The sequence below is a fragment of the Pseudomonas japonica genome, assembly GCF_900188455.1.
GTDB lineage: Bacteria > Pseudomonadota > Gammaproteobacteria > Pseudomonadales > Pseudomonadaceae > Aquipseudomonas > Aquipseudomonas japonica.
On the sequence record NZ_FZOL01000009.1, the window covers coordinates 215,803 to 240,513 of the forward strand.

General features: G+C 62.9%; 19 protein-coding genes. 14 read left to right on the plus strand and 5 right to left on the minus strand.

What is annotated here, in order from left to right:
- The first annotated feature begins 209 nt into the window (after nt 1-209).
- From CHB99_RS13670 to CHB99_RS13680, 3 genes are all read left to right on the plus strand, one after another.
- The gene (locus CHB99_RS13670) at nt 210-1,832 is read left to right on the plus strand and encodes an acyl-CoA synthetase (protein WP_042125598.1); all 1,623 of its coding nucleotides are present in this window, start codon (nt 210-212) and stop codon (nt 1,830-1,832) included.
- A gap of 29 nt (nt 1,833-1,861) precedes the next feature.
- Nucleotides 1,862-3,631 carry an acyl-CoA dehydrogenase C-terminal domain-containing protein gene (locus CHB99_RS13675; protein WP_042125600.1) on the plus strand — a complete coding sequence of 590 codons (1,770 nt, stop codon included), beginning with the start codon at nt 1,862-1,864 and terminating at the stop codon, nt 3,629-3,631.
- Between the two features lie 186 nt (nt 3,632-3,817).
- Nucleotides 3,818-4,834 carry a FecR family protein gene (locus tag CHB99_RS13680; RefSeq protein ID WP_042125602.1) on the plus strand — a complete coding sequence of 339 codons (1,017 nt, stop codon included), beginning with the start codon at nt 3,818-3,820 and terminating at the stop codon, nt 4,832-4,834.
- 161 nt (nt 4,835-4,995) lie between these two features.
- Here CHB99_RS13680 and CHB99_RS13685 read toward each other — a convergent pair whose 3' ends face one another.
- Nucleotides 4,996-6,315 carry a Na+/H+ antiporter family protein gene (locus CHB99_RS13685; protein ID WP_042125604.1) on the minus strand — a complete coding sequence of 440 codons (1,320 nt, stop codon included), beginning with the start codon at nt 6,313-6,315 and terminating at the stop codon, nt 4,996-4,998.
- Between the two features lie 271 nt (nt 6,316-6,586).
- Here CHB99_RS13685 and CHB99_RS30760 point away from each other — a divergent pair, with 271 nt between their 5' ends.
- On the plus strand, nt 6,587-8,734 hold the full coding sequence (locus tag CHB99_RS30760) for a methyl-accepting chemotaxis protein (protein WP_042125606.1): 2,148 nt from the start codon (nt 6,587-6,589) through the stop codon (nt 8,732-8,734).
- Between the two features lie 163 nt (nt 8,735-8,897).
- Here CHB99_RS30760 and CHB99_RS13695 read toward each other — a convergent pair whose 3' ends face one another.
- From CHB99_RS13695 to CHB99_RS13710, 4 genes are read right to left on the minus strand one after another with little or no spacing between them, the layout of a single operon-like run.
- Nucleotides 8,898-10,220: a sensor histidine kinase gene (locus tag CHB99_RS13695; protein WP_042125608.1), complete on the minus strand. Its 1,323-nt coding sequence runs from the start codon at nt 10,218-10,220 to the stop codon at nt 8,898-8,900.
- Nucleotides 10,217-10,885, minus strand: coding sequence for a response regulator transcription factor (locus CHB99_RS13700; RefSeq protein WP_042125610.1), 669 nt, complete (start codon nt 10,883-10,885; stop codon nt 10,217-10,219). Before CHB99_RS13700 ends, CHB99_RS13695 begins: the two co-directional genes overlap by 4 nt.
- Entirely contained in the window at nt 10,885-11,199 is a 315-nt protein-coding gene (locus CHB99_RS13705) for a PepSY domain-containing protein (protein ID WP_042125612.1), read from the minus strand. Before CHB99_RS13705 ends, CHB99_RS13700 begins: the two co-directional genes overlap by 1 nt.
- Complete coding sequence (locus tag CHB99_RS13710) at nt 11,199-11,507, minus strand: PepSY domain-containing protein (protein WP_042125614.1); 309 nt, start codon at nt 11,505-11,507, stop codon at nt 11,199-11,201. The genes CHB99_RS13705 and CHB99_RS13710 overlap by 1 nt, the downstream gene beginning before the upstream one ends.
- A gap of 157 nt (nt 11,508-11,664) precedes the next feature.
- Here CHB99_RS13710 and CHB99_RS13715 point away from each other — a divergent pair, with 157 nt between their 5' ends.
- From CHB99_RS13715 to CHB99_RS13760, 10 genes are all read left to right on the plus strand, one after another.
- On the plus strand, nt 11,665-12,744 hold the full coding sequence (locus tag CHB99_RS13715) for a hypothetical protein (RefSeq protein ID WP_042125616.1): 1,080 nt from the start codon (nt 11,665-11,667) through the stop codon (nt 12,742-12,744).
- A 52-nt stretch (nt 12,745-12,796) separates the two neighbouring features.
- Entirely contained in the window at nt 12,797-13,153 is a 357-nt protein-coding gene (gene queD / locus CHB99_RS13720; RefSeq protein WP_042125618.1) for a 6-carboxytetrahydropterin synthase QueD, read from the plus strand.
- Nucleotides 13,154-13,458: 305 nt separating this feature from the next.
- A complete protein-coding gene (locus tag CHB99_RS13725) occupies nt 13,459-15,555 on the plus strand; it encodes a sulfatase-like hydrolase/transferase (protein WP_141137285.1) in 2,097 nt (698 codons plus the stop codon).
- A gap of 68 nt (nt 15,556-15,623) precedes the next feature.
- Nucleotides 15,624-18,671, plus strand: coding sequence for a PEP/pyruvate-binding domain-containing protein (locus CHB99_RS13730; protein ID WP_042125623.1), 3,048 nt, complete (start codon nt 15,624-15,626; stop codon nt 18,669-18,671).
- A complete protein-coding gene (locus tag CHB99_RS13735) occupies nt 18,668-19,318 on the plus strand; it encodes a gamma-glutamyl-gamma-aminobutyrate hydrolase family protein (RefSeq protein ID WP_042125625.1) in 651 nt (216 codons plus the stop codon). The genes CHB99_RS13730 and CHB99_RS13735 overlap by 4 nt, the downstream gene beginning before the upstream one ends.
- Entirely contained in the window at nt 19,309-20,088 is a 780-nt protein-coding gene (locus CHB99_RS13740) for a phosphocholine cytidylyltransferase family protein (RefSeq protein ID WP_042125628.1), read from the plus strand. The genes CHB99_RS13735 and CHB99_RS13740 overlap by 10 nt, the downstream gene beginning before the upstream one ends.
- A gap of 2 nt (nt 20,089-20,090) precedes the next feature.
- On the plus strand, nt 20,091-21,239 hold the full coding sequence (locus CHB99_RS13745; protein WP_052419442.1) for a CDP-glycerol glycerophosphotransferase family protein: 1,149 nt from the start codon (nt 20,091-20,093) through the stop codon (nt 21,237-21,239).
- A gap of 12 nt (nt 21,240-21,251) precedes the next feature.
- Complete coding sequence (locus tag CHB99_RS13750; protein WP_042125630.1) at nt 21,252-21,479, plus strand: hypothetical protein; 228 nt, start codon at nt 21,252-21,254, stop codon at nt 21,477-21,479.
- 129 nt (nt 21,480-21,608) lie between these two features.
- The gene (yidC, locus tag CHB99_RS13755; protein ID WP_042125631.1) at nt 21,609-23,183 is read left to right on the plus strand and encodes a membrane protein insertase YidC; all 1,575 of its coding nucleotides are present in this window, start codon (nt 21,609-21,611) and stop codon (nt 23,181-23,183) included.
- 12 nt (nt 23,184-23,195) lie between these two features.
- The gene (locus CHB99_RS13760) at nt 23,196-24,557 is read left to right on the plus strand and encodes a formyltransferase family protein (protein ID WP_042125633.1); all 1,362 of its coding nucleotides are present in this window, start codon (nt 23,196-23,198) and stop codon (nt 24,555-24,557) included.
- The last annotated feature ends 154 nt before the right edge of the window (nt 24,558-24,711 follow it).

The window sequence follows — 24,711 nt, forward strand, 5'->3', positions numbered from 1 at the left end:
GCAATGGCTCCGGTGTTTTTATAGTATTTATACCATATTGCTATAGTCTATCTTCCATGTAACATGGCGAACAGCGTAAAAATTGCACCACCGGAACCGGCCCTCCCGTGAGCCCGTTCCATGAAACCTGATCAGAGCTAACAATCAGCCATCGGAGGTTTCAGCAGACGCTTCGGCGTGGGCTGCCTCCTGCACAGGACCACGCTTGTATGTCTATCTTCTCCCAGGGTTTGCAGCCCGCCCCCGTCAACCATGTCGCCCTCACTCCCCTGAGCTTCATCGAACGCACCGCCGCCGTTTACGGCGACTATCCCGCGGTGATCCACGGTTCGATCAGGCGCAACTGGCGGGAAACCTACCAGCGCTCCCGGCGCCTGGCCAGTGCCCTCGCCGGTCGCGGTATCGCCCAGGGCGACACGGTGGCCGTGATGTTGCCGAACATCCCGGCCATGCTCGAAGCGCACTTCGGCGTACCGATGATCGGTGCGGTGCTCAATGCCCTCAACGTGCGTCTCGACGCCGAAGCCATCGCCTTCATGCTGGAACACGGCGAAGCCAAGGTACTGATCACCGACCGCGAGTTCCACAAGGTGATCAGCGCCGCCTTGCAACTGATGAGCCATCCGCCACTGGTGGTGGATGTGGACGATCCCGAGTACGGCGAAGGCTGTGCGGTCAGCGAGCTGGACTACGAGGCCTTCCTCGCCGAGGGCGACCCCGAGTTCGCCTGGCAGTGGCCCGAGGACGAGTGGCAGGCGATCTCGCTGAACTACACCTCCGGCACCACCGGCAATCCCAAGGGCGTGGTCTATCACCACCGCGGCGCCTACCTCAACTCCCTCGGCAACCAGATGACCTGGGCCATGGGCAACCACCCGGTGTACCTGTGGACCCTGCCGATGTTCCACTGCAACGGCTGGTGCTACCCGTGGACCGTCACCGCCCTGGCCGGCACCCATGTGTTCCTGCGCCGCGTCGATCCGCAGAAGATCCTCACCCTGATCCGCGAGCACCAGGTCAGCCACCTGTGCGGCGCGCCGATCGTGCTCAACGCACTGATCAACATGCCGGACTCGGCCAAGGCGGCGATCGACCATCCGGTCAACGCCATGGTCGCCGGCGCCGCGCCACCGGCCAAGGTGATCGGCGCCGTCGAGGAAATGGGCATCAACGTCACGCACGTCTATGGCCTGACCGAGGTCTACGGCCCGGTGACAGTCTGCGCCTGGCATGCCGAGTGGGATGAAAAACCGCTGCAGGAACGGGCGCGGATCAAGTCGCGCCAGGGCGTGCGCTACGCCACCCTGGAAGGCCTGATGGTCGCCGACCAGGAGACCCTCGAACCGGTCGCGCGCGACGGCAACACCCTGGGCGAGATCTTCATGCGCGGCAACACCGTGATGAAGGGCTACCTGAAAAACCCCGAGGCCACCGCCGAAGCCTTCCGCGGCGGCTGGTTCCATACCGGCGACCTGGCGGTGTGGCACCCGGACGGCTACATCGAGATCAAGGACCGGCTCAAGGACATCATCATTTCCGGCGGCGAGAACATCTCCACCATCGAGGTGGAAGACACCCTCTATCGCCACCCCGCGGTGCTTGAAGCCGCGGTGGTCGCCCGCCCGGACGAGAAATGGGGCGAGACCCCCTGTGCCTGGATCACCCTGAAGGCCGGCTACGAGGACACCCGCGAAGCCGAGATCATCGCCTTCTGCCGCGAGCACCTGGCCGGCTTCAAGCTGCCCAAGACCGTGGTCTTCCGCGAGCTGCCGAAGACTTCCACCGGCAAGATCCAGAAGTACCTGCTGCGCGACTGGGCCAAGGCGCTCTGATCCCTCTTCCTTAGATTGCGAGAAACACGATGCCTGAATTCAATGCCCCGCTGCGCGACATGCGCTTCGTCCTCCATGAGGTGTTCCAGGGCCCAACCCAGTGGGCGCGCCTGCCGGCGCTGGCCGCCGCCGTAGATGCCGAGACCGCCGACGCCATCCTCGAAGAAGCGGCGAAGATCACCGGCCAACTGATCGCCCCGCTCAACCGCGGCGGCGACGAACAGGGGGTCGGCTTCGACGCGGGCAAGGTCACCACCCCGGACGGCTTCAAGGAAGCCTGGCGCACCTACAAGGACGGCGGCTGGGTCGGCCTGGCGGGCAACCCCGAGCACGGCGGCATGGGCATGCCGAAGATGCTCGCGGTGCAGTTCGAGGAAATGCTCTATGCCGCCAACTGCAGCTTCAGCCTGTACTCGGCGCTGAGCGCCGGCTGCTGCCTGGCCATCGACGCCCATGCCAGCGACGAACTGCGCGCACTGTACCTGCCGCGCCTGTACAGCGGTGACTGGGCCGGGACCATGTGCCTGACCGAACCCCACGCCGGTACCGACCTGGGCATCATCCGCAGCAAGGCCGAGGCGCTGGTCGACGGCAGCTACGCCATCAGCGGGACCAAGATCTTCATCACTGGCGGCGACCAGGACCTGACCGAGAATATCGTCCATCTGGTCCTGGCCAGGCTGCCGGATGCGCCGAGCGGGCCCAAGGGCATCTCGCTGTTCCTGGTGCCCAAGCGCATGGTCAATGACGATGGCAGCCTCGGCGCGGACAACGCGGTGAGCTGCGGCTCGGTCGAGCACAAGATGGGCATCAAGGCCTCCGCGACCTGCGTGATGAACTTCGACGGCGCTGTCGGCTACCTGGTGGGCGAGCCCAACCGCGGCCTGGCGGCGATGTTCACCATGATGAACTACGAGCGCCTGTCCATCGGCATCCAGGGCATCGGCTGCGCCGAGGCGTCCTACCAGAGCGCGGTGGCCTATGCCCGGGATCGCCTGCAAAGCCGCGCGGCCACCGGGCCACAGGCACAGGACAGGATCGCCGACCCGATCATCGTCCACGCCGACGTGCGGCGCATGCTCCTGACCATGCGCGCCCTGACCGAGGGCGGACGTGCCTTCGCCACCTACGTCGGCCAGCAACTGGATACCGCCAAGTACGCCGAGGACGCCGGCGAACGCGAGGCGGCGCAACGTCTGGTGGCGCTGCTGACCCCGGTGGCCAAGGCCTTCTTCACCGATACCGGCCTGGAAAGCTGCGTGCTCGGCCAGCAGGTGTTCGGCGGCCATGGCTACATCCGCGAATGGGGCCAGGAACAGCTGGTGCGCGATGTGCGCATCGCGCAGATCTACGAAGGCACCAACGGTATCCAGGCCCTCGACCTGCTGGGCCGCAAGGTGGTGGCCGACGGCGGTCAGTCCCTGGCCCTGCTGGCCGCGGAAATCCGCACGTTCTGCGCCAGCGCGCCGCCCTATGCCGAACCCTTGCTGGACGCCCTGCAACGCCTGGAGAACAGCAGCCAGTGGCTGTGCGAACAGGCCACGCGGGATGCCAACGCGGTCGGCGCGGCCTCGGTGGAGTACCTGCACCTGTTCGGCTATGTGAGCTACGCCTACATGTGGTCGCGCATGGCCGCCACCGCCCAGGCCAGGCGTGCCGACGAGCCGGAGTTCTACGAGGCCAAGCTGGCCACGGCAGCGTTCTTCTTCGCCCGCCTGCTGCCCCGGGCACTGTCCTTGCAAGCCAGCATCCAGGCGGGCAGCGACAGCCTGTTCGGGCTTGAGGCCGAGCAGTTCTGAGTGAGCGGGACATGGCAAGCCGCACGGCTTGCCATGATCTGGCGACCTTTGGTCGGTTTGTGCGGGGAAAATCGATTTTGCAGGGGGTTTCCTGCAAATAAATCTTACAACTGATAGTGATTCGCCATGATCTTGGTTCCTGCCGCCTGCCTGGCAAGGGTAGAATGGCCAAAACCGGGAGTCTCAATGAATCAGGTCAGCCCCAGCGATGACGAACTCAATGCCATCACCGATGCCGCGGCGCATTGGTGCATGCGCCTGCACGCTGAGGACTGCACCGTCGAGGAACACGCCGAGTTCGAACAATGGCTGAGTGCCAATCCCTTGCATCGCCAGGAATTCGAAGCGATGCAGGAAATCTGGATCACCGCCGACCACCTGCCCCGCCCGCCTGCCCCTGCGCAGATCCTGCAACTGCCGGTGAAGCCGCGGCCCCAGCCGCAGCGCGCGCGCCATTATGCGTCGGCGGCGGTCATCACCCTGTTGGCCCTGCCACTGGCCGGCTGGGTCGGCTGGGAACAGGGCTGGCTGCCCAATGACTATCAGTCGGAACAAAGCACCGACACCCGCAGGACCGTGACCCTCGGTGACGGCAGCGAGGTGGAGCTGAACCTTGGCACGTCCCTGCGCTACCTGCGCTTCAAGGACGAGCGACGCGTCGTCCTGAGCAAGGGCGAGGCCTTCTTCAAGGTCAGTCATGACCTGCAGCACCCGTTCGTGGTGCGCGCCGGCAGCGGCCAGACCCAGGTCACCGGGACCCAGTTCAACGTGTGGAAGTACCAGGACCAGGTCAAGGTGACCCTGGTGGAAGGTTCGGTGCTGGTCAGCAGCGACAGCTTCAAGCTCGGCAGCGGCTATCGCCTCGGCCCGGGCATGCAGGCCAGCTACAAGGCCGGCGACCTGGAGCCGAGCCTGAACCAGACCTACGCCAACGACAGCAGCCTGGCGTGGCGCAACGGCAAGCTGGTGATCGACAACCTGACCCTCGACCAGGCCCTGCCGCTGATCAACCGCTACCTGGAAAACCCGCTGCGCCTGGCCGACGCCAGCACCGGCAGCATCCGCATCAGCGGGATCTACAACACCGGCGACGTGAAGCGCCTGGTGCGCACCTTGCCCAAGGTGCTGCCGGTGTATCTGACCCAGGACAAGAATGGCGACACGGTGCTGAACCGGATTTCGCCACCACCGAAGAAGGGCTGAAGCCCCCTATCCCAACAATGCGATCCCCGTAGGAGCTGGCTTGCCTGCGAAAGGACCGCGCAGCGGTCCCAGACCTCACCGCTATCGGGGACCGCTTTGCGGTCCTTTCGCAGGCAAGCCAGCTCCTACGGGGATTGGTGTCGCCCAGAGAATACGGGGTTTTACAACACCATCGCCGCCACCCACCCCGCCGCCAGCAAGGGCAGGTTGTAGTGAATGAAGGTCGGTACCACGGTGTCCCAGATATGGTGGTGCTGGCCATCGACGTTCAGCCCCGAGGTCGGCCCCAGGGTCGAGTCCGATGCCGGCGAGCCCGCATCGCCCAGGGCGCCCGCGGTACCGACGATGCACACGGTGGCGATCGGATCGAAGCCCAACTGCACGCACAGCGGCACGAAGATCGCCGCGAGGATCGGCACGGTGGAGAACGACGAGCCGATGCCCATGGTCACCAGCAACCCCACCAGCAGCATCAGCAGGGCACCGATGCCCTTGCTGTGGTCGATCCAGGCCGCCGAGGTTTCCACCAGGCTCTTGACCTCGCCGGTGGCCTTCATCACTTCGGCGAAACCGGAGGCGGCGATCATGATGAAGCCGATCATCGCCATCATCTTCATGCCCTCGGTGAACAGGCTGTCGGTGTCCTTCCAGCGCACGATGCCGGACACCGAGAAGATCAGGAAACCGACCAGCGCACCGATGATCATCGAGTCCAGCCACAGCTGGACGATGAACGCCGCGGCAATGGCACAGCCCGCCACGACCAGGGTCAGGGGGTTGTAGCTGACCGCCACCTGCTCGACCTGCTCGATCTTTTCCAGGTCGTAGACCCGTTTCCCGCGGTAGCTGAAGAACACCGCGATCAGCAGGCCGACGAGCATGCCCGCGGCGGGAATGGCCATGGCGTGGGTGACATTCACCGCGCTGACGTCGACACCGCTGCGGGCCACGTTGGCCAGCAGGATTTCATTCAGGAAGATGTTGCCGAAGCCCACCGGCAGGAACATGTACGGGGTGATCAGGCCAAAGGTGATGACGCACGCCACCAGGCGCCGGTCGATCTGCAGACGGGTCAGGACATACAGCAGTGGCGGTACCAGCAGGGGAATGAAGGCGATATGGATCGGCAGGATGTTCTGCGAGGAAATCGCCACCACCAGCATCAGCCCGACCAGCAGCCATTTGACCCGCACGCCCCTGGCTTCGCTCTGCCCATGGAACATCGCCAGGGCGCGATCGGCCAGGGCATGGGCCAGGCCGGACTTGGCGATGGCCACGGCGAAGGCGCCGAGCAAGGCATAGGACAGCGCCACCGTGGCACCGCCGCCCAGGCCGCCGTTGAACGCCTTGAGCGTGCCCTCGATACCCAGACCACCGACCAGCCCGCCCACCAGCGCGCCGATGATCAGGGCGATGACCACATGCACGCGGGACAGGCTCAATATCAGCATGATGCCGACCGCGGCGATGACTGCATTCATTCTCTGCGAACCCCTTGAAACGAAGAAAAAGCGACAGCGTCGGCGACAGATTTGCCCTTGGGCAATGGCCGATTGACGGTATGTTTTTTGGAAGGCGCACACTCTGAAGCAGCCCTCTCCCGTTGTCAAAGTACAACGCTCCATTGAGTTGCGAGGGTCGCCTGAATGACCGAAAACGGCGCAATTCAATTGACTGTTTGAATAAAGAAACAGGCGCAGCGGCCGTTACAGACGGCAGTGCCCATTTCTTCTGGTTCAAAGGATTCGCCACATGTCCCTCAGACAGCTTTCCATCCAATGGAAGATCACCCTGCTGGCCGGACTTTGCCTCGCCGGCATCGTCACCCTGCTGGTCGGTCTTTCGCTGTATCGCATGGAGCACACGACGGAGCTGGTCAAGGCCAGCAGCATGCAGATGCTCACCGAAGCCGCCGAAGGCCGCATCGAGTCCCAGGGCGAAGTCCAGGCGCTGCACATCCGCCGCCAGTTCATGGATGCCTACCAGTACGGTGCCGGTTTCTCACGCCAGGTGCTGTTCCTCCGCGAACAGGCGGAGAAGCGCTTCCTCGATGCCTTCGACCTGCGCGAAGACCTGACTCGCCAGGTGCGCTCGGCGCTGCAGGCCAACCCCGACCTGCTCGGCCTGTCGCTGGTGTTCGAAGCAAACGCGCTGGACGGCAAGGACGAACTGTTCGCCAACCAGGAAGCCATCGGCAGCAACGAAACCGGGCGGTTCGCCCTGTACTGGTCGCAGCCGAGCCCGGGCCAACTGACCTCCATGGCCCTGCCCGAGCGGGACATGGCCGACACCACCATCGGCCCCAGCGGCGAGCCGGCCAACACCTGGTCGGTGTGCCCGCGCACCACGCGCAAGACCTGCATCACCGAACCCTACTTCTACGAGATCGCCGGCCAGCAGGTGCTGATGACCAGCATCGTGTTCCCGCTGATCGTCAATGACAAAGTCATCGCCACCCTGTCCATCGACATCAACCTGAACAGCCTGCAGGCCCTGAGCAAGCAGGCCAGCGCCAACCTGTACGGTGGCCAGACGCAGATCGGCATCATCACCCCGGCCGGCCTGCTCGCCGGCTACAGCCCGGATGCCGGCAAGCTGGCCCAGCGCTACACCGAAGTGGACAAGGACAGCGGCGACGAACTGCTGCGCCTGCTCGGTGACGGCACCACACTGCACAGCCTCCAGCATGCTGGCCGGCTGAAAGTCCTCGCCTCGTTCTCGCCGACCCCGGGCGCCAAGCCGTGGGGCGTATTGCTGGACGTACCGGAAAGCGCCCTGACCGGCCCGGCCGAAGCGCTCAAGCAGGAGCTCGACCAGCGCAATACCAGTGGCGCGATGATCGAACTGGGGCTCGGCCTGCTGGCCGCGGTGATCGGCCTGCTGCTGATCTGGCTGCTGGCCCGGGGCGTGACCCGACCGATCCTGCATGTCGCCCACCGCCTGCGTGAGATCGCCAGCGGTGACGGCGACCTGGCCAGCCGCCTGGCCTACAACAAGCAGGACGAACTGGGCGAGCTGGCCGGCTGGTTCAACCGTTTCCTCGACAAGCTGCAGCCGACCATCGCCGAAGTGAAGAGTTCGGTGCATGCCGCCCGCGACACCGCCGACAAGTCCTCGGTCATCGCCAGCCAGACCAGTGCCGGCATGGAGCAGCAGTATCGCCAGGTCGATCAGGTGGCCACCGCGTCCCATGAAATGAGCGCCACCGCTCACGACGTCGCCCGCAGCGCCGCCCAGGCGGCCCAGGCGGCGCGCGATGTCGACCAGGCCACCCGCCAGGGTCTGGCGGTGATCGACCAGACCACCCACAGCATCGATGCCCTGGCCGCCAACATGAACACCGCCATGGGCCAGGTCGAAGGCCTGGCCGAGAACAGCGAGAAGATCGGTTCGGTCCTGGAAGTGATCCGCTCCATCGCCGAACAGACCAACCTGCTGGCGCTCAACGCGGCCATCGAGGCGGCTCGTGCCGGCGAAGCCGGGCGCGGCTTCGCGGTGGTCGCCGACGAAGTGCGCAACCTGGCCCAGCGCACCCAGGAGTCGGTGGAGGAAACCCGCCAGGTGATCGAGCAGTTGCAGGCCGGTACCCGCGAGGTGGTGGGCGCCATGGACAGCAGCCATCGCCAGGCCCAGGGCAGTGTCGAGCAGGTCGGCCAGGCGGTGACCGCGCTGCGCCAGATCGGCGAGGCGGTGGCGGTGATCACCGACATGAACCTGCAGATCGCCAGCGCCGCCGAGGAACAGAGCGCGGTGGCCGAAGAAATCAGCGGCAACGTGGCGACCATCCGCGACGTCACCGAGTCGCTGTCGCACCAGGCCGAGGAATCGGCGCGGGTCAGCCAGACGCTGAACAGCCTGGCCAACCAGCAGCAGAGCCTGATGGATCACTTCAGGGTCTGATATTCACGCGCGTTCTGCAGGCGCTGGCTTGTCGTGTGACGAACCACTGCGAAAGGACCGCGCAGTGGTCCCAGATGGGTGGACTCAATCAGATCGCCGGGACCGCTGCGCGGTCCTTTCGCGAGCAAGCTGCGCTCCTACAGGGGCCTTGCAGCCGGTGAAGTCAGCGCCCTGCCCTGCGCGGCAGCTCGATATGCACCCGCAGCCCACCCAGCGGGCTCTCGCGCAACGCCATGCGGCCATGCCAGGCCTCGACGATATCCCGCACGATACCCAGCCCCAGGCCATGGCCGGCGACCTGCTCGTCCAGCCGCGCGCCCCGCTCCAGCACGCCCTCGCGGGCATCCGCGGGAATGCCCGGGCCATCGTCGTCGACCCAGAGCAGATAGCTGTCCGGCGCCTGCCGAATGCCCAGGCAGACCTCGCTGTCCGCCCATTTGCAGGCGTTGTCCAGCAGGTTGCCGAGCAGCTCCAGCAAATCCTCGCGATCCCAGGGCAAGGACAGGCCGGCGGCCACCTCGTGGCGAATAAGCAGACCATCGCCGTGGATCATGCCCAGGGTCGCCAGCAGACCGGGCAACTCGACATCGCAATCGAAATGCGCACCCGGCAAGGCATCGCCGGCCAGGCGGGCGCGGTTCAGCTCGCGGCTCAGGCGTTGCTGGATCTGCTCCAGCTGTTCGCGCAACTGCGCCGCCAGCTCCGGCGAGTCCCGCAGACGCTCGCTGGATGCCAGGCTGAGGAGCACCGCCAGCGGGGTTTTCAGGGCATGGCCGAGGTTGCCCAGGGCATTGCGCGAACGGCGCAGGCTATCCTCGGTATGGGCCAACAGGTGGTTGATCTGCGCCACCAGCGGCTCCAGCTCGCTCGGCACCTGGCTGTCCAGTTGCGTGCGCTTGCCCTGTTGCAGTTGCGCGATCTGTTCGCGGGCGCGCTCCAGCGGGCCCAGCGAGCGCTTGACGATCAGGCGCTGCAGAACCAGGACCACGATCAGGGCCAACAGGCCGAGCCCCAGACCGATCTGCTGCATGCGCCGAAACCCGTCGCGCATCGGCGTGTAGTCCTGCGCCACGCTGATGGAGATTGCCTGACCCTGGCGGCGGTAATCGGCCCGCAACACCAGAAGCTGCTGGCCTTCCGGGCCGAGTGCGAGGTCATCGAGCAGTCCGGCGGCCGGCGGCTGCGCCAGTTCGGCATCCCAGAGCGAGCGGGAACGCCAGGTCTTGCCGTCGAAGTCGATACGGAAGTAATAACCGGAGAACTGCCGGTTGTAGGCCGCGGAGATCCGGCGCTGGTCCAGTTCGACGCCATTCTGGCCCTGGACCATGGCCATCAGCAGGTTCTCGCTTTCCTTGCGCAGGCCGCTTTCCAGGTAACGATGCAGGCCCACTTCGAACAACCACAGGCTGACCTGGGCCAGGGCCAGTCCGACCACCACCAGCACCCCGACCAGGCCGAGGCTGAGGCGTGACTGGATCGACCTCACTGCACCGCCCCGCCGAACCGATAGCCCTGGCCGCGATGGGTTTCGATCACCCCGCGTCCGAGCTTGCGGCGCAGGTGGTTGACATGCACTTCGAGGACATTGGAGTCGCGTTCGGTTTCACCGTTGTAGAGGTGCTCGGCCAGATGGCTCTTGGACAGGATCTGCTGCGGATGCAGCATGAAATAGCGCAGCAGGCGGAACTCGGCGGCGGTCAGCTGTACATCCTCGCCGTCGCGACTGACGCACTGGCGGCCTTCGTCCAGATGCAGGCCGGCGGCCTCCAGGGTCGGCTGGTTGGCCAGGCCACGGGCGCGGCGCAACAGGGCCTGGATGCGCAACTGCAGCTCTTCGGGATGAAACGGCTTGCTCAGGTAATCGTCGGCACCGGCCTTGAGCCCTTCGATGCGGTCGGCCCAGGAACCGCGCGCGGTCAGGATCAGCACCGGCGCCAGCAAACCACCCGCGCGCCACTGCTGCAGCACTTCCAGCCCGGGAATGCCGGGCAGACCGAGGTCGAGCACGATCAGGTCATAGGGTTCGCTGGCCCCCTGATAGACCGCGTCGCGGCCATCGGCCAACCAATCCACCGCGTAGCCCAGGCGCTGCAGGCTGGCAGTCAGTTCATCGGCCAGGGAGACATTGTCCTCGACCAGGAGCAGGCGCATCAGTCATCTTCCTCATCTTTGAGCAGCGTGCCACTGGCGGCGTCGAGCTTGATCTCGCGGACCACGCCTTCGCCGGTCAGCAGCTCGACTTCGTAGACATACACATCATCGTCCTCCTCCAGTTCGGCTTCCAGCAAGCGCGCCCCGGGATACCGCCCCAGGGCCGATTGCAGGAGCTGTTCCAGTGGCAGGATCACGCCTTCGCGACGCAGGTGCAGGGCTTCGTCCTGGTCCAGGTCGCGAGCCAGGGCCAGCGAGCAGAAGGCCAGCAGGGCAGGCAATGCCCAGCGGGCCATTCGCGGGAGGTACGGCATCAGTTGTCCTGGACGTTCTTCAGGATCTCGCCGGTCTTGGCGTCCATGTCCACGTCCCACTCGACGTTGTTGCTGTCGCGCAGCTCGACCTTGTAGATGTAGCGGCCATATTCGTTTTCCAGCTCGCTGTCCTTCACCGTCGCGCCCGGATGCTGCGCCAGGGCTTTCTGCTTCAGGGCATCGAGGGACTGGATCTGCTGGCTCTGCACCAGCTTCACCACTTCATCCGGTTGTACGTCGTGGGCCAGGGCGATGTTGGCGCTCAGGGCCAGGGCGGCGGTAGCGAACAGGGTAGTCAGGATTTTCATGTTGGTTTCTCCAGAAAGGTCAATCGGGTACGGTGGAAAGTCTACCCAGGCGAACTTAATTGAACCTGAAAACGGCTGGCGACATGATAGCGCAGCTCTGCCCCGCACCCTCGCGGGGATTCCTTATACTTGCCGGCTTCGGCAGAGCGAGACCCCAATGACCGCCATCCACAGCAAATATCCTGCGCTGACCCTCAAGGCAGGCAAACGCGCACTGGCCCGGATTCGCCAGCGCGGCCTCGGTGCGGCGGACGTCGGCGTGCTGCCGGGCGCCGCCGGCGGTCCCAAGGCCCTGGGTATCCAGGGGCTGGACCTGGCATTGTTCGGCGACTGGCTGCCGAGTGCGCCACGGGAGCGTGCGCTGATCGGCGCCTCGATCGGCTCCTGGCGCTTCGCCAGCGCCTGCCTGCCGGACCCGGCCACGGCCATCCGCCGTCTTGGCGACCTGTATACCGCGCAGGACTTCGCCAAGGGCGTGACCCAGGCCGAGGTCTCGTCGAGTTGTCAGCGCATGCTCGACGACCTGCTCGACGGGCGTGACGCCAGCATCCTCGACAACCCCGATTACCGACTGAACATCGTCGTGGTGAAAAGCCATGGCCTGCTCGCCGACGATCATCGCGGGCGCCTGGGCATCGGCCTGTCGTCGGTGATCGCCGACAACCTGATTGGCCGACCGCGCCTGGCCCGCCATTTCGAACGCATCATCCTGCATGACGCCCGCAGCGCGCCACCGTTGCACACGCTGACCGACTTCCCGTCGCGCTACCTGCCACTGGCCGGGGACAACCTGCGTCATGCGCTGCTGGCGTCCGGATCGATCCCGATGGTGATGGAAGGCGTGCGCGACATTCCCGGCGCCGGGGCTGGCACCTACCGCGACGGTGGCCTGCTCGACTATCACCTGGACCTGCCCTACAGCGGCGAGGACATCGTGCTCTACCCGCATTTCACCGACAAAGTGATTCCCGGCTGGTTCGACAAGGCCCTGCCCTGGCGCCGCGGCGACGCCGATCGCCTGCAGGACGTGCTGTTGCTCGCGCCATCGTCGCAGTATCTGGCGCGCCTGCCGTACGGCAAATTGCCGGACCGCGGCGACTTCAAGCGTTTCATGGGCGATGCCGCGGGGCGCCAGCGTTACTGGCACACGGCAATGAGCGAAAGCCGGCGCCTGGGCGACGAGTTTCTCGAATGGGTCGAGCGCGGCGCGCTGGGCGACCATCTGCAACCCTTGTAGCGACCTTGCTGGTAAACTGCGCCCCAGCATTGGTTCTCAGAGTTATTAATCCGTGGAAATCTTCAAGGAATTCACCTTCGAATCGGCACATCGCCTGCCGAACGTCCCTGCCGGTCACAAGTGCGGTCGCCTGCACGGCCACTCGTTCAAGGTCGCCCTGCACCTGAGCGGCCCGCTGGACCCACATACCGGCTGGATTCGCGACTTCGCCGAAATCAAGGCAGTCTTCAAGCCGCTCTACGAGCAACTGGACCATAACTACCTGAACGACATTCCCGGCCTGGAAAACCCGACCAGCGAAGTGATCGCCAAGTGGATCTGGGATAATGTCAAACCGCTACTACCCGAGTTGAGCAAAGTGCGCATTCACGAAACATGCACCAGTGGCTGCATCTATCAGGGGGAATGACACTCGATCGTTGAAAAAACCACCGACAGGTGGTTTTTTTTCGCCCTTCGACTGCGTCATGACATGGCCTGCTGACGACGAGCTGGAAACATGATCAATCGTGGACAACAACAAAAACTTGTGCCTTCAAAAACGCCCGCATCCCCGGGAACCCTGAATAAAACCTGACTACCTTGCTCAAAAAAAAGCGAGACTACCCAGTCGGAAAATAGTTCCATTTTCATAAAGCCCTGATAGAATTCGGCGCCCTTTTATACCTCGTAAATAACAACAAGTTTCGCAGTCCTCGGGGAAATCAGCAGTTCGTGAATATAAGAACATTCAACACGCCATTGTGGAAACGTGCAGCCTTATCGTTTTGCACTGCGGCCAGCATCTTTCTATGGGTACCTCTTTATGTTGTTTATTTATCTATAGACGACATCAATTTCAATATTCACGAATTTTTCGTCAGTGCATTGCTCATCACCGCCGCCGCGAGCCTGCTTTTCTTCGTCTGCGCCTCCCTTCTGGCCCTCCTGCGACTGGGCAGGGTCGGCTCGTTCGCCCTGTACTTCATGCTGTTCTGGAGCAGCCTGGCCGGTTTCATGCTGCCGCTGGTACGCCAGGGCGGCATGGTTTCTCCTGAGGACCTCGCCACTGATTCGCTGAATCTAGCCTTGGTCGCCGGTGCCTCTTTCCTGCTTGCGCTACTGACCTTCACTCGACTGAAGGGCGCCTTGCAGGTGTTCCTCCTGATCCTCACCGCCTCCACCCTAGGCGGTGCCTTGCCATCACTGACCGCCTCGGATGCATCACCGGAGCGCTTTACCGGCCTGTCCAGCACAGACAACCTGCTTGTGCTGAGCTTCGACGGCCTGGCTGGCAACGCTGCCAGGCAGGTGCTGGAAGAAGATCCCGAACTGAAACAGCAGTTGAGGGATTTCATATTCTTCGACAATGCCATTTCCACGGCACCGGCTACGTGGGCCTCGATACGCTCCGAACTGTACGGAAACCTCAACTTCCGCGAATTCAAGAATTCCTCCGGCAAGCCGCGGCCCTTTCCGCCTGGCCACAAGAACTACCTCCAGCGGGAGCAGGCGAACGGCGCCGACGTCGTGACCTACGGGGCCTACAGTGCCTTCAACGACCGCAAGGAAGACCGGATCAGGCCGTTGACTCTGGGTAGGAACTCCTTCGCCGAGCGCGCGGTGACCTCATTCGACCTGTATCCCTACATTGCCGCGCGGATCGGTACGGCACTTGCCGCCCGATTCGTTGATGAAAGCGTGAAGACGATGCTTCCCGCACACGCCCTCACGCCCACCAGTCGCCGTGCCCTGGAGCATCAGGGTGCGAAGTGGGATGCCCTGAACACACTGCAAAGCAACGACCTGATGACCTTCATCGACGGCATGCACGTGGCGGGCGAGCGACGCAGCGTTCGCTATCTGCATCTGCTTCACACCCACTTCCCTGTCGATCTGGACGAGAACTGCAGCTATCGCAGCGCCGATGCACAATGGTTCAACGACAACCAGAACTACCGGGGCGTGCTGAATGAGACCCATTGCGCCCTGCGCCAGACGGCCCGCCTGATCGAAAAACTCAAAGCCCTCGGGGTCTATGACAAGACCCTGTTCGTGGTCAAGAGTGACCACGGCGTCCCCGTGTCATATATGAACGACACACCGGACGACTACAAGATCAACAACCACCCGATGTGGGGCTATAACCGCTATCGGCCGCTGCTGATGATCAAGGCACAGGCCCACAAGGCCGATACGCTGACGTACAACAGCACACTTGCCAGCCTCAGCGACCTGCCGCGGACCCTGTGCCTGCAGGTGGCCGGCAAGCAGTCCTGCAAAGACTTCGATGGCATGGACATCCTCAATAGTCGCATCGAGAGCGTTTTCATCGACGTAGTCGTGGATGAACACTCCGGTTTTACCACCACTACGCATACCACCGTCGAAGTACCGCGCATTGCAGACTTCCCGACAGCCCTGCGCAGTACGGGCGAAGTCCGCCTGACCAACGAAATGGACGTATTCAACCAGCGCAAGATCGATCTGACCGAACTCAAGGGAGCCCTGGAAGCGTACTACAAGGTCAATGGCAAGTACCCGCTCAGCCAGGGCTTCGACGGCTTGCACAGCACCTTCGGCAAGGACACCGCCGACTATGTCGCCGGCCTGGTACCCGACTTCATTCCCCGCCTTCCGCTGGATCCTGCGCAGAGCACCGAGCCCATGCCGCAGTACATCTATCTGTCCAACGGCAATGATTACAAACTCATCGCCCACGGACACACCCGCTCCTGCACCTATGCCAAGCGCCTGAGCCCGGAACTGGTCGATCCAGCGCGCGACTGCTGGGGCTTCGGCTACTGGAGCGAAGGCGCGCGCACCTGGTGAGATCTGAACATGGAGCACGACCGTGCTTGACGGCCAAGTGCGCCCCTGGAACAAACGAGCACACGAAGATGCAGTCATCGGTAATTTTTCTGGGCGCGGGCAGGCCTTTCCAGGGCGACGAACACGCCGCGCTGCGCAGCGCTTCCGGGCATACGCGGGTCATCGACTGGCTGATCCATGCCACGGACTCCCTGATGTCGACTACCCACTTCGTGGGCGGCTACAGGATCGAATCGATTCGTCAGCGCCACCCGGAGCTGCGTTACTGGGTGAACGAGAACTGGCAGGCGACCCAGTCGGCCTATTCGCTCCTGCAGGTCGACCTCAGCCAGCAGAACAACTGCCTGGTGTCCTATTCCGATGTGCTGTTTCGCCGTAGCCTGGCCACCGCACTGACTGCCAGCCAGGCCGATGTCTGCGTCGCGGTGGACAGCCACTGGCGCACCCGTTTCGCCGGGCGCACTGGAGCTGATCTGCAGCGGTGTGAAAAAGTATCGTTGCACATGCAGAGCATCACCAGGCTCGGTGCGGACATCCCTCTGACGCTCGCAGCAGCGGAGTTCGTTGGCTGCGTCCATTTCGGCCCCAGGGCCGTCAGCTTCCTGGTGGAGAACCAGACGAGCCTGCAGCAGCACTTCCAACAGGGCAATCTGTCCGACCTGGTTGAAATGCTGCGCTGCAATGGCATGCAGGTGGAGGCTATCGATGTCCAGGGCGACTGGGCGGAGCTGAACGAGCCGCGCGACCTGGCTCACTTCGTTCTCGGCACCAAGGCCCAGACACTGCGCCGGCTGCGACGCATGGTCAGGTGCAGTCGGATCGAAGACCAGGTCAGTTTCACCGTGGCCGAATGGCAAGACGATGCATCGAAGGTCATGAGGGACATTCAGCAGCACTTCACTGGCCAGAAGCTGGTCATTCGCAGCAGTGCTCTGTCGGAGGACGGCTTCAGCCACTCCAATGCCGGTGCCTACACCAGCCTGCTGAATGTCGACGGCCGTGAATTGCCGGTGCTGGAGTCCGCCATCCAGCACGTCATCGCCTCCTATCCGGACGCCAACCCGCAGAACCAGGTGCTGGTCCAGCCGATGCTGGAAAACGTCATTGCCAGCGGTGTTGCCTTCACCCGCAGCCTCAGCAGCGGAGCGCCCTACTACCAGATCAACTATGACGATGTCAGTGGCAGCACCGAATCCATCACCAGCGGCACCAGCGACGCCCACAAGACATTGGTGATGCAGCGCAACGCCGACGAAGCGAGCGCAAACATCCCGGACAATCTGCGGACATTGCTGCCGGCCCTGCGGGAGATCGAATCGCTGCTCGGTTACGACTCGCTGGATGTCGAGTTCGCCATCACGGCGGACGCCGGGCTGCATATTCTGCAAGTGCGCCCCATTGCGGTGGACCACTCCAAGTGGGAAGGCGGCGATGCCGACATCTTCACTCAGTTGAACAACGCCCGGGAACGTTTCGAAGACCTGCAGGCGCCTGCGCCGTTCATCGCCGGCCGCCGTACGCTGTTCGGCATCATGCCGGACTGGAACCCCGCCGAGATCATCGGCACCAAGCCGCAGCCCCTGGCCGTCAGCCTTTATCGGCACCTGATCATGGACGAAACCTGGTCGACCCAACGCGCCGAGTATGGTTACCGGGACGTACGCCCCTCGCCGCTGCTGGTCAGCTTCGCAGGGCATCCGTATGTGGATATTCGCGCCAGCTTCAACTCGTTCATTCCGAAGAGTCTCGACGAGCCGCTGGCCGCACGCCTGACGGACTTCTACCTTGATTGGCTGGAACGTCACCCTTATCTGCACGACAAAGTCGAGTTCGAGGTGGTTCCGACCTGCTTCGCACTGGACTTCGACCGCTGGCGCCAGCGTCTCGCCGAGGAAGGCGGGTTTTGCGCGGCCGAAATCGATCAACTGCGCGACGGCCTGCGCCAGATAAGTATCAACGCGATACAACGCAACAGCAGCGATCTGGCACAGATCGACAAGCTGGAGCAACGCTTCGCGCAGCTGCGCAAGCACCCCATGCCCCCGCTGGAAAAAGTTCGCGCCCTGCTGCTCGACTGCCGCAACTTCGGTACCCTGCCATTCGCGCACCTGGCGCGAAGTGCCTTCGTTGCCGTGACCCTGCTGCGCTCGGCGGTCAACTGCGGTGTATTGAGCGAAGCGGAAATGGAAGACTTCCTCAACTCCATCCGCACGGTCAGCCACATGCTGACCCACGATGCACAAAGCTGTGCCCGGGGAGAACTGAGCTGGGAGGCATTCGTCGACAAGTACGGACATCTGCGTCCGGGCACGTACGACATCAACTCCCCGAGCTATCGCGCCGATCCCGAGCGCTACCTCAAGCCAATCGTCGACAACACGACCACTGCGCCAACGGTTTCTTCCGGACGGCTCTGGCAACTGGCCCGACCACGCTTCGTCGCGGCCCTGGCCAAGCAAGGCATGGAGTACGAGGCGGACACGCTGGAGTTGTTCCTGAAACAGGCCATCGAAGGGCGTGAATACGCCAAGTTCGCCTTCACTCGCAATCTGTCGCTTGCCCTCGATGAGCTGGTCAACTGGGCGGAGCCGCTGGGCATCCCGCGCGAAAAACTCGCGTATCTGGATATCGAAACCCTGCTGGCCCTGCGCGACAGCCATCTCGACGCCGAGTCACTCAGCGAACACCTGAGGGATATCGGTCGCCGAAACCGCGACGTGCACCGCCAGCAGCAGACCATTGAGCTACCGCCCCTGCTCTGCTCGAGCGAAGACCTGAACGTATTCCTCTATCCCGCGACCCAACCCAATTTCGTCGGTACAGGCCGACTTCGTGCGGTCTGTATCGATCTCGACGAAGGCGACAGCGAGCAGGATCTGACCGGCAAGATTGCCCTGATCCCGCAGGCCGATCCTGGCTACGACTGGTTGTTCGGTCGACAGATCGCCGGTCTGATCACGATGTATGGTGGAGCGAACTCGCATATGGCGATCCGTGCTGCCGAGTTTGGCCTGCCGGCAGCACTTGGCGTGGGTGAAACCCGCTACCGCACGCTGACCAGCGCCAAGGTACTGGAACTGGACGCCGGGAATCGCATCATCCGGGTGATCCAATGATGCGCATCGCAATCACTCAGCGGGTGGAGCGGATCGCCAGCCACGGCGAGTCCCGCGACTGTCTCGATCAGCGCTGGGCTGCATTGCTGGAAAACCTGGGCATCGACCTGCTCCCGGTGCCCAATGGACTGGTACACCCAGACGCCTGGCTGGAGCGTCAGGACATCTCCGGCCTGATACTCAGCGGCGGCAACGACCTCAGCCATCAGCCAGGTGCGCAGAACGCCTCCCGGGAGCGCGACCGCACCGAAATGGCCCTGCTGTCCCTGGCGCGCGCCCGCACGCTACCGGTGCTTGGCGTGTGTCGTGGCATGCAGATGCTCAACCACTTCCTCGGTGGGCGCCTGGTTCCCGTGAGCGGGCACGCCGGTTGCTTGCACCCGGTGTCAGCCCTTGCCAGGGATCCACGGTTCGATCGCTACAGCGAGGTCAACAGCTTTCACAACTGGGGGATCGGCCTGGAGGAGCTGGCGTCGGACCTGACCCCGATGGTCCAGGCCGATGATCGCTCCATCGAAGCCGCGATTCATCAGACACTGCCCTGGATCGGCATCATGTGGCACCCCGAGCGCCCCTCCGACAACGCCGAGCGGGACGCCCGTCTCATTCTTCATCTCTTTTCAGCCAAGGACCAACCATGCGCGTAATCATCCTGGCGGCCGGACAAGGCACACGTCTGCGCCCTTACACCGATGACCGTCCCAAATGCCTGGTGGAACTGCAGGGACGCGCCCTGCTCCACCGCCAACTGGACGTGCTGCGCGCACACGGACTGACCGACGTCACACTGATCGGCGGCTACCGCGCCGACTGTCTGCGCGACCAGGGTCCGGAAGTGCTGGTCAACCCACGCTTCGCCGAGACCAACATGGTTTCCACCCTGTTCTGCGCGGAACAGCGAATGGTGGACGGCGAAGACCTGCTGATCGCCTATGGCGACATCATCTACCAGCCCTCCGTCCTGCAAAGCCTGCTCGCCACCGACGCGCCACTGGCCATCTCGATCGACCGCCAATGGCGGCGATTCTGGGAAATCCGCATGGACAACCCCCTGAGCGATGCCGAAACGCTGAAGCTGGACAGCCATGACTGCATTCTTGAACTGGGCAAGAAACCCAAGGACTACAGCGAAGTCCAGGGCCAGTACATGGGGCTGATCAAGGTTCGTGGCGATCACATCGCGGCGTTCCGTGACGCCTGGCATCGCATGGACCGCAGCGTGCTGCGCGACGGCAAGGACTTCGACAACATGTACATGACCACCTTCCTGCAAAGCCTGATCGATGACGGCTGGACCGCGCGTGCAGCCTTCACCGACAACGGCTGGCTGGAGGTGGATACGGTCGAGGACCTGGACCAGTACCACGATATGCTGCGTACAGGACAGCTGGACACCTTCATCCGGCTCGAGGCCTGAGCATGTTCGCCGCACTTCGTCGATTGCAGCGAGAATGGCAAGGCCTGCAGGCCTTCAAGCGCGTGCCTCGCACAGAGCGCAAGATCGTGCTGTATTCCGAGGGCAAGGGTTACTGGTCGTATTTCGAGCCGGTGTTCAGCGCACTGCGGCGCGACCACGACCTGCCGGTGCTCTATGTAACGTCGGCGGCGGACGATCCGCTGCTGCTCGACCCACCCGCGGGAATGCGCACCTTCTACATTGGCGAAGGCAGCATGCGCACGCTGTTCTTCTCCACCCTGGATGTCGATGTCCTGCTGATGACCATGCCGGATCTGCAGAGCTTCCATATCAAGCGCTCGCCGTTTTCCGTGCATTACGCCTATCTGCACCATTCCATCGTCAGCACGCACATGATCTACCGAGCCGCGGCCTTCGATCATTTCGATTCGATCCTCTGCGTGGGGCCTCACCATGTCGCCGAGACCCGGGCCCGCGAGCAGGCCCTGGGCCTGCCAGCCAAGCAACTGGTGGAGCACGGCTATGGCCGGCTCGACACCATCATCGCGCGTGGCAATCACCGCCCCCAGACGAGCGCCGATGCACCCCCGCAGGTGCTGGTCGCTCCCACCTGGGGCGTGAATGGTCTGATCGAACAGCACGGGATCGATGCCATCAGCCCGTTGATCGATGCCGGCTTGCGCGTGATTCTTCGACCGCATCCACGGACGCGCAAGTTCTGCGCCCCGGTACTCGACGAAATCGCCCGCCACTATCGCGACGAGCCGCGCTTCCGCCTCGATGAAGACAGCGATGGCACCGCGTCGTTGCAGAGCTCGGACCTGATGCTCAGCGATTGGTCCGGAGCCGCACTGGAATTCGCCTTCGGCCTGGAGCGGCCGGTCATCTTCGCCGACGTGCCGCGCAAGATTCTCAATCCTGATTACAGTCAGCTCGGTATCGAGCCGATAGAAGTTCAGGTACGCGAACAACTGGGCGTCGTCGTGCCAACCAGTCGCCTGGACGAGTTGGGCAGCATCGCCCGGACGATGGCCGGGGACGCGGAAAAGTGGCAGGCGGCACTGCGCAAGGCTCGCCAGCGCTGGATTTTCAATACAGGCAGGAGCGGCGGCAGCGCCGCGGCCTACCTGGCAACACTAATAACTCGATAAGGAGCGTTCCCCATGCAAAAAAGCAAATTTTCCCTGGTAGCACTGCTGTGCCTGATCGTTCTGCCGATCAATGCCTTCGCCTATCTGGATCCGGGCACCGGCAGCGCAATGCTGCAGGGTATTCTCGGCGCGCTGGCGGCCGTGGCCATGGTGCTCAAACTCTACTGGCACCGTCTGCTGCGCATGTTGGGTCTGCGCAAGAACGTCGCGAAGAAGGAAGAGCATTCCGACAAGAAGTGAGTCGGTCTGCGACATGCAGCCCGGTTGCATCTCGATGGCACCGCGGGCGGTTTCGTCAGGGCATGGATGCCTGGTGTTCTTCCCATCCTCTCACTCAGCTTCTCGCTGAGCCCACTCAGAAAACCCCCTATGTTCAAGTTCCCCACCACCTTCCTGGCTCAATGGCTGGCCGGTTTCTTCCTGCTGTGCCTGCACATGGCAACCGCTTCGGCAGCCGCTCCGGCCACACTGGAAAACGCCAGCCTGAATCTGCAGTTCAACCTCGCCGACGGCAGCGTCCGACACTGGCGCCTGCCACAATTGCGGGATGCGACAGGACAGGAACAGGACATGGCCGCGCCCGAGGGGCGCCTGTTCGCCCTGACCGGCAAATTGGCCGGCAAGGACCTGCATGAATGGGAAACCCTGGCGGGCGGCTGGAAGATTCGCGAACAGTCACCGGACACCCTGGTCATGGTCCTGGAGCAGGCGGACCAACCGTTCACCCTGACCAGACGCTGGCACCTGCGAGAACAGAGCTGGCGCGCGGATTTCGCTGTCGAACTGCGCTACCAGACCGCAGCCAGCAGTGCTGACGACCAACTTGAGCTGCAGGTCGGACCCGGCATCGGCGAACTGCCAGCGCATGGGCTTGGCATGGGGCAGAGCATCTATTCGTACACCGAGCTGGTGTACCGCGACAACGACGGGGTCCAGACGCTGCGCCTGGGGGATGCGGATAACCAGCAGTTTTCCGCCGACCAGGCTGCACAGACGACCTGGCTCGGCCTGCAAAGCCGTTATCTGGCCATGATCCTCAGCGCCGCCAACGACAACGCCATGCACGCGGACTGGCAGGCCAGCGTGCCGCGACTACCCGAAACAGAGGCCGAGCTGGCGCCGTTCCGCACCTCCGTCAGCATCCGCCTGCCCATCCATGCAACCACCTCCGCGCAAGAATTCCAGTGGCACGTGTTCGGCGGTGGCAAGGCCTATGAGGCGCTCACCAGCACCGAACCGGATCTTGGTGGCCTGCTGTTTTCCAGCCTGTGGAACTGGATGCGCGGATTGAGCCTGGGCATCATGCAGGTCCTGGAGTCGATCCAGCACATCATCGGCGACTGGGGCCTGTCCATCATTCTCCTGGCCTTCCTGATCCGTCTCGTCATGTACCCGATGGCGAAGAAAACCATCTCGGCCCAGAAGAAATTCGCCGCGATCCAGGCGCGAATCCAGCCCGAGCTGCAGGAAATCCGCAGGAACTACAAGGGCGGGGAACAGAGCGAGCGCATCCTGCAGCTCTACGAACACCACCAGGTCAGCCCCTTGGCCGGCTTGAAGCCGCTGCTCATCGTTCTGGTTCAGGTGCCGGTATTCGTCGCCCTCTTCCATCTGCTGGGACAGACCTTCGAACTGCGCGACGCATCGTTCCTCTGGATCAAGACCCTGGCGGAACCCGACCAACTCTTCCCGCTTGGCACCGACCTGCCGATCTTCGGCGCCTATTTCAATCTGCTGCCGGTACTGATGGCCTTCACCACCTTGCTGAGCATCAAACTGGCGTCGGTACCGGACGGCCAGTCCGCGGCTCGCCAAGCGATATCGTCGGGCCTCATGGGGCTCGGCTTCTTCGTGCTGTTCTACTCGTTCCCTTCAGGGATGGTGCTGTACTGGACCGTTGCCAACATCCTGCAGGTCACCCACCAGAAAATTGCCAAAGGTTGAAGGATCATCAGCATGATCGAAAGCTACATCGCCCGTTATCTGCCAGGCGTGAACGCGGCACCGCTCAGGGACGCCCACTTCGACACCGCGGCGCGGCTGATCGCCTGTGCTGGACGCTCCGATTGGAGCCGTGAAGAGTTCGAGCTGCTGGAGTTTCTGTGCAAGCGCGTCGAGATATCACGCTGCCTGTACGAGAGCTACCTGGACAATGGACGAAGAGCCAGCACCCGCCTGCTGGCGACGCAACCCTCCGTGCTGGCATTGCTGGTGCTGCTGAAGGACATGATTCGCCTGCTGCACCTTCAGGATCCCAGCAGCGCAATCAAACGACTCAACGCTGCACTCAAGCTGCGCGACTCGCTGAAGACCCGGGAGATCGAGCTGGACAAGGACCTGCTGGAATTCGTGGACACTTGCGTTACGCAGTTCTTCGAGCAACACACCAGTTCCCCAGTGAATTTGGTCAGTGCTTCGCTCAGCACTCATGCAGCAGTGACAGCCCTGCCAATCACTGTACTGTTCTGGGAAGGTCCGATCGCTCGTGCTTACCTGGCCATCTTGAAAGGCATGGGGTTACGGCCGGAAAAGATCATTCAGTTAGTGTCCGCGAACGACCTTGCCAGCAAGAAGCCTGTTGGACGTTTCCTTCCTGGTGCCTTGCGCCTGGCCTACGCGCAATCCAGACAACGCAACAGCATCCATCACTGGTCAGGCGTGCTTCAACGCACGGAAACACCTCTATTTCAAGGCATGCGAAAGGAAGTCGAAAACACGTTCGATATTTCCCCCAAAGTCATCGATGACGCGCTCGCCCTGCACGACCTGAACGAATATTCCTCCGACGTTGAACAACTGCTGGTGAACGATCTGGCCGATGAGCGCCTGCAACGACGACTCGAAGCACTGTCGGCTACCCAGGTCCTGTTCACTGGTGGAGGCATTGTTCCGAAACAACTGCTGGAGCTGCAACATCTCAGGTTCATTCACGTCCATCCGGGCTTCCTGCCGGAAGTACGCGGTGCCGATTGCGCACTCTGGTCCCAACTGATGAAGGGGTGCACTTCAGCAACGTGCTTCTACATGGCGCCGGGGATCGATGATGGTGACGTGATACACGCCGCCTGGCTGCCGCCGCTCGGCTTCAGAATGGACACCGGTGCTATTGGGCTGAAATCACTCTACAGGGCCACCTATGCGTTTTTCGATCCCTGGATTCGGGCCAGCGTGCTCCGCCAGGCGACGGCATTGACCCAAGGCTTTACCAACGTCGCGGTCCAGCCCCAGATCGAAGAAGACAGTGTCACCTATCACTTCATGCACGAACGTATCCAAAGCGCAGCATTCGAAGCGCTGTTCCAGAAGACCGAGCAATAATCGAGTCGCGGGGCCTAGCCCCGCAGACTTGCAGAACAGGTTGGATTTTCTGTAGCGGAAAAGACAAAACCCCTACCTGCATCAGCAGATAGGGGTTTCGGAATTGAATCTTGACGATGACCTACTCTCACATGGAGAAGCTCCACACTACCAT

Coding starts and splice junctions, on each gene's coding strand:
- CHB99_RS13670 (WP_042125598.1), top strand. CDS start 210: ATGTCTATCTTCTCCCAGGGTTTGCAGCCCGCCCCCGTCAACCATGTC.
- CHB99_RS13715 (WP_042125616.1), top strand. CDS start 11,665: ATGACCGCCATCCACAGCAAATATCCTGCGCTGACCCTCAAGGCAGGC.
- CHB99_RS13760 (WP_042125633.1), top strand. CDS start 23,196: ATGATCGAAAGCTACATCGCCCGTTATCTGCCAGGCGTGAACGCGGCA.
- CHB99_RS13680 (WP_042125602.1), top strand. CDS start 3,818: ATGAATCAGGTCAGCCCCAGCGATGACGAACTCAATGCCATCACCGAT.
- CHB99_RS13730 (WP_042125623.1), top strand. CDS start 15,624: ATGCAGTCATCGGTAATTTTTCTGGGCGCGGGCAGGCCTTTCCAGGGC.
- CHB99_RS13675 (WP_042125600.1), top strand. CDS start 1,862: ATGCCTGAATTCAATGCCCCGCTGCGCGACATGCGCTTCGTCCTCCAT.
- CHB99_RS13735 (WP_042125625.1), top strand. CDS start 18,668: ATGATGCGCATCGCAATCACTCAGCGGGTGGAGCGGATCGCCAGCCAC.
- CHB99_RS30760 (WP_042125606.1), top strand. CDS start 6,587: ATGTCCCTCAGACAGCTTTCCATCCAATGGAAGATCACCCTGCTGGCC.
- CHB99_RS13705 (WP_042125612.1), bottom strand. CDS start 11,199: ATGCCGTACCTCCCGCGAATGGCCCGCTGGGCATTGCCTGCCCTGCTG.
- CHB99_RS13685 (WP_042125604.1), bottom strand. CDS start 6,315: ATGAATGCAGTCATCGCCGCGGTCGGCATCATGCTGATATTGAGCCTG.
- CHB99_RS13750 (WP_042125630.1), top strand. CDS start 21,252: ATGCAAAAAAGCAAATTTTCCCTGGTAGCACTGCTGTGCCTGATCGTT.
- CHB99_RS13745 (WP_052419442.1), top strand. CDS start 20,091: ATGTTCGCCGCACTTCGTCGATTGCAGCGAGAATGGCAAGGCCTGCAG.
- yidC (WP_042125631.1), top strand. CDS start 21,609: ATGTTCAAGTTCCCCACCACCTTCCTGGCTCAATGGCTGGCCGGTTTC.
- CHB99_RS13740 (WP_042125628.1), top strand. CDS start 19,309: ATGCGCGTAATCATCCTGGCGGCCGGACAAGGCACACGTCTGCGCCCT.
- CHB99_RS13700 (WP_042125610.1), bottom strand. CDS start 10,885: ATGCGCCTGCTCCTGGTCGAGGACAATGTCTCCCTGGCCGATGAACTG.
- CHB99_RS13710 (WP_042125614.1), bottom strand. CDS start 11,507: ATGAAAATCCTGACTACCCTGTTCGCTACCGCCGCCCTGGCCCTGAGC.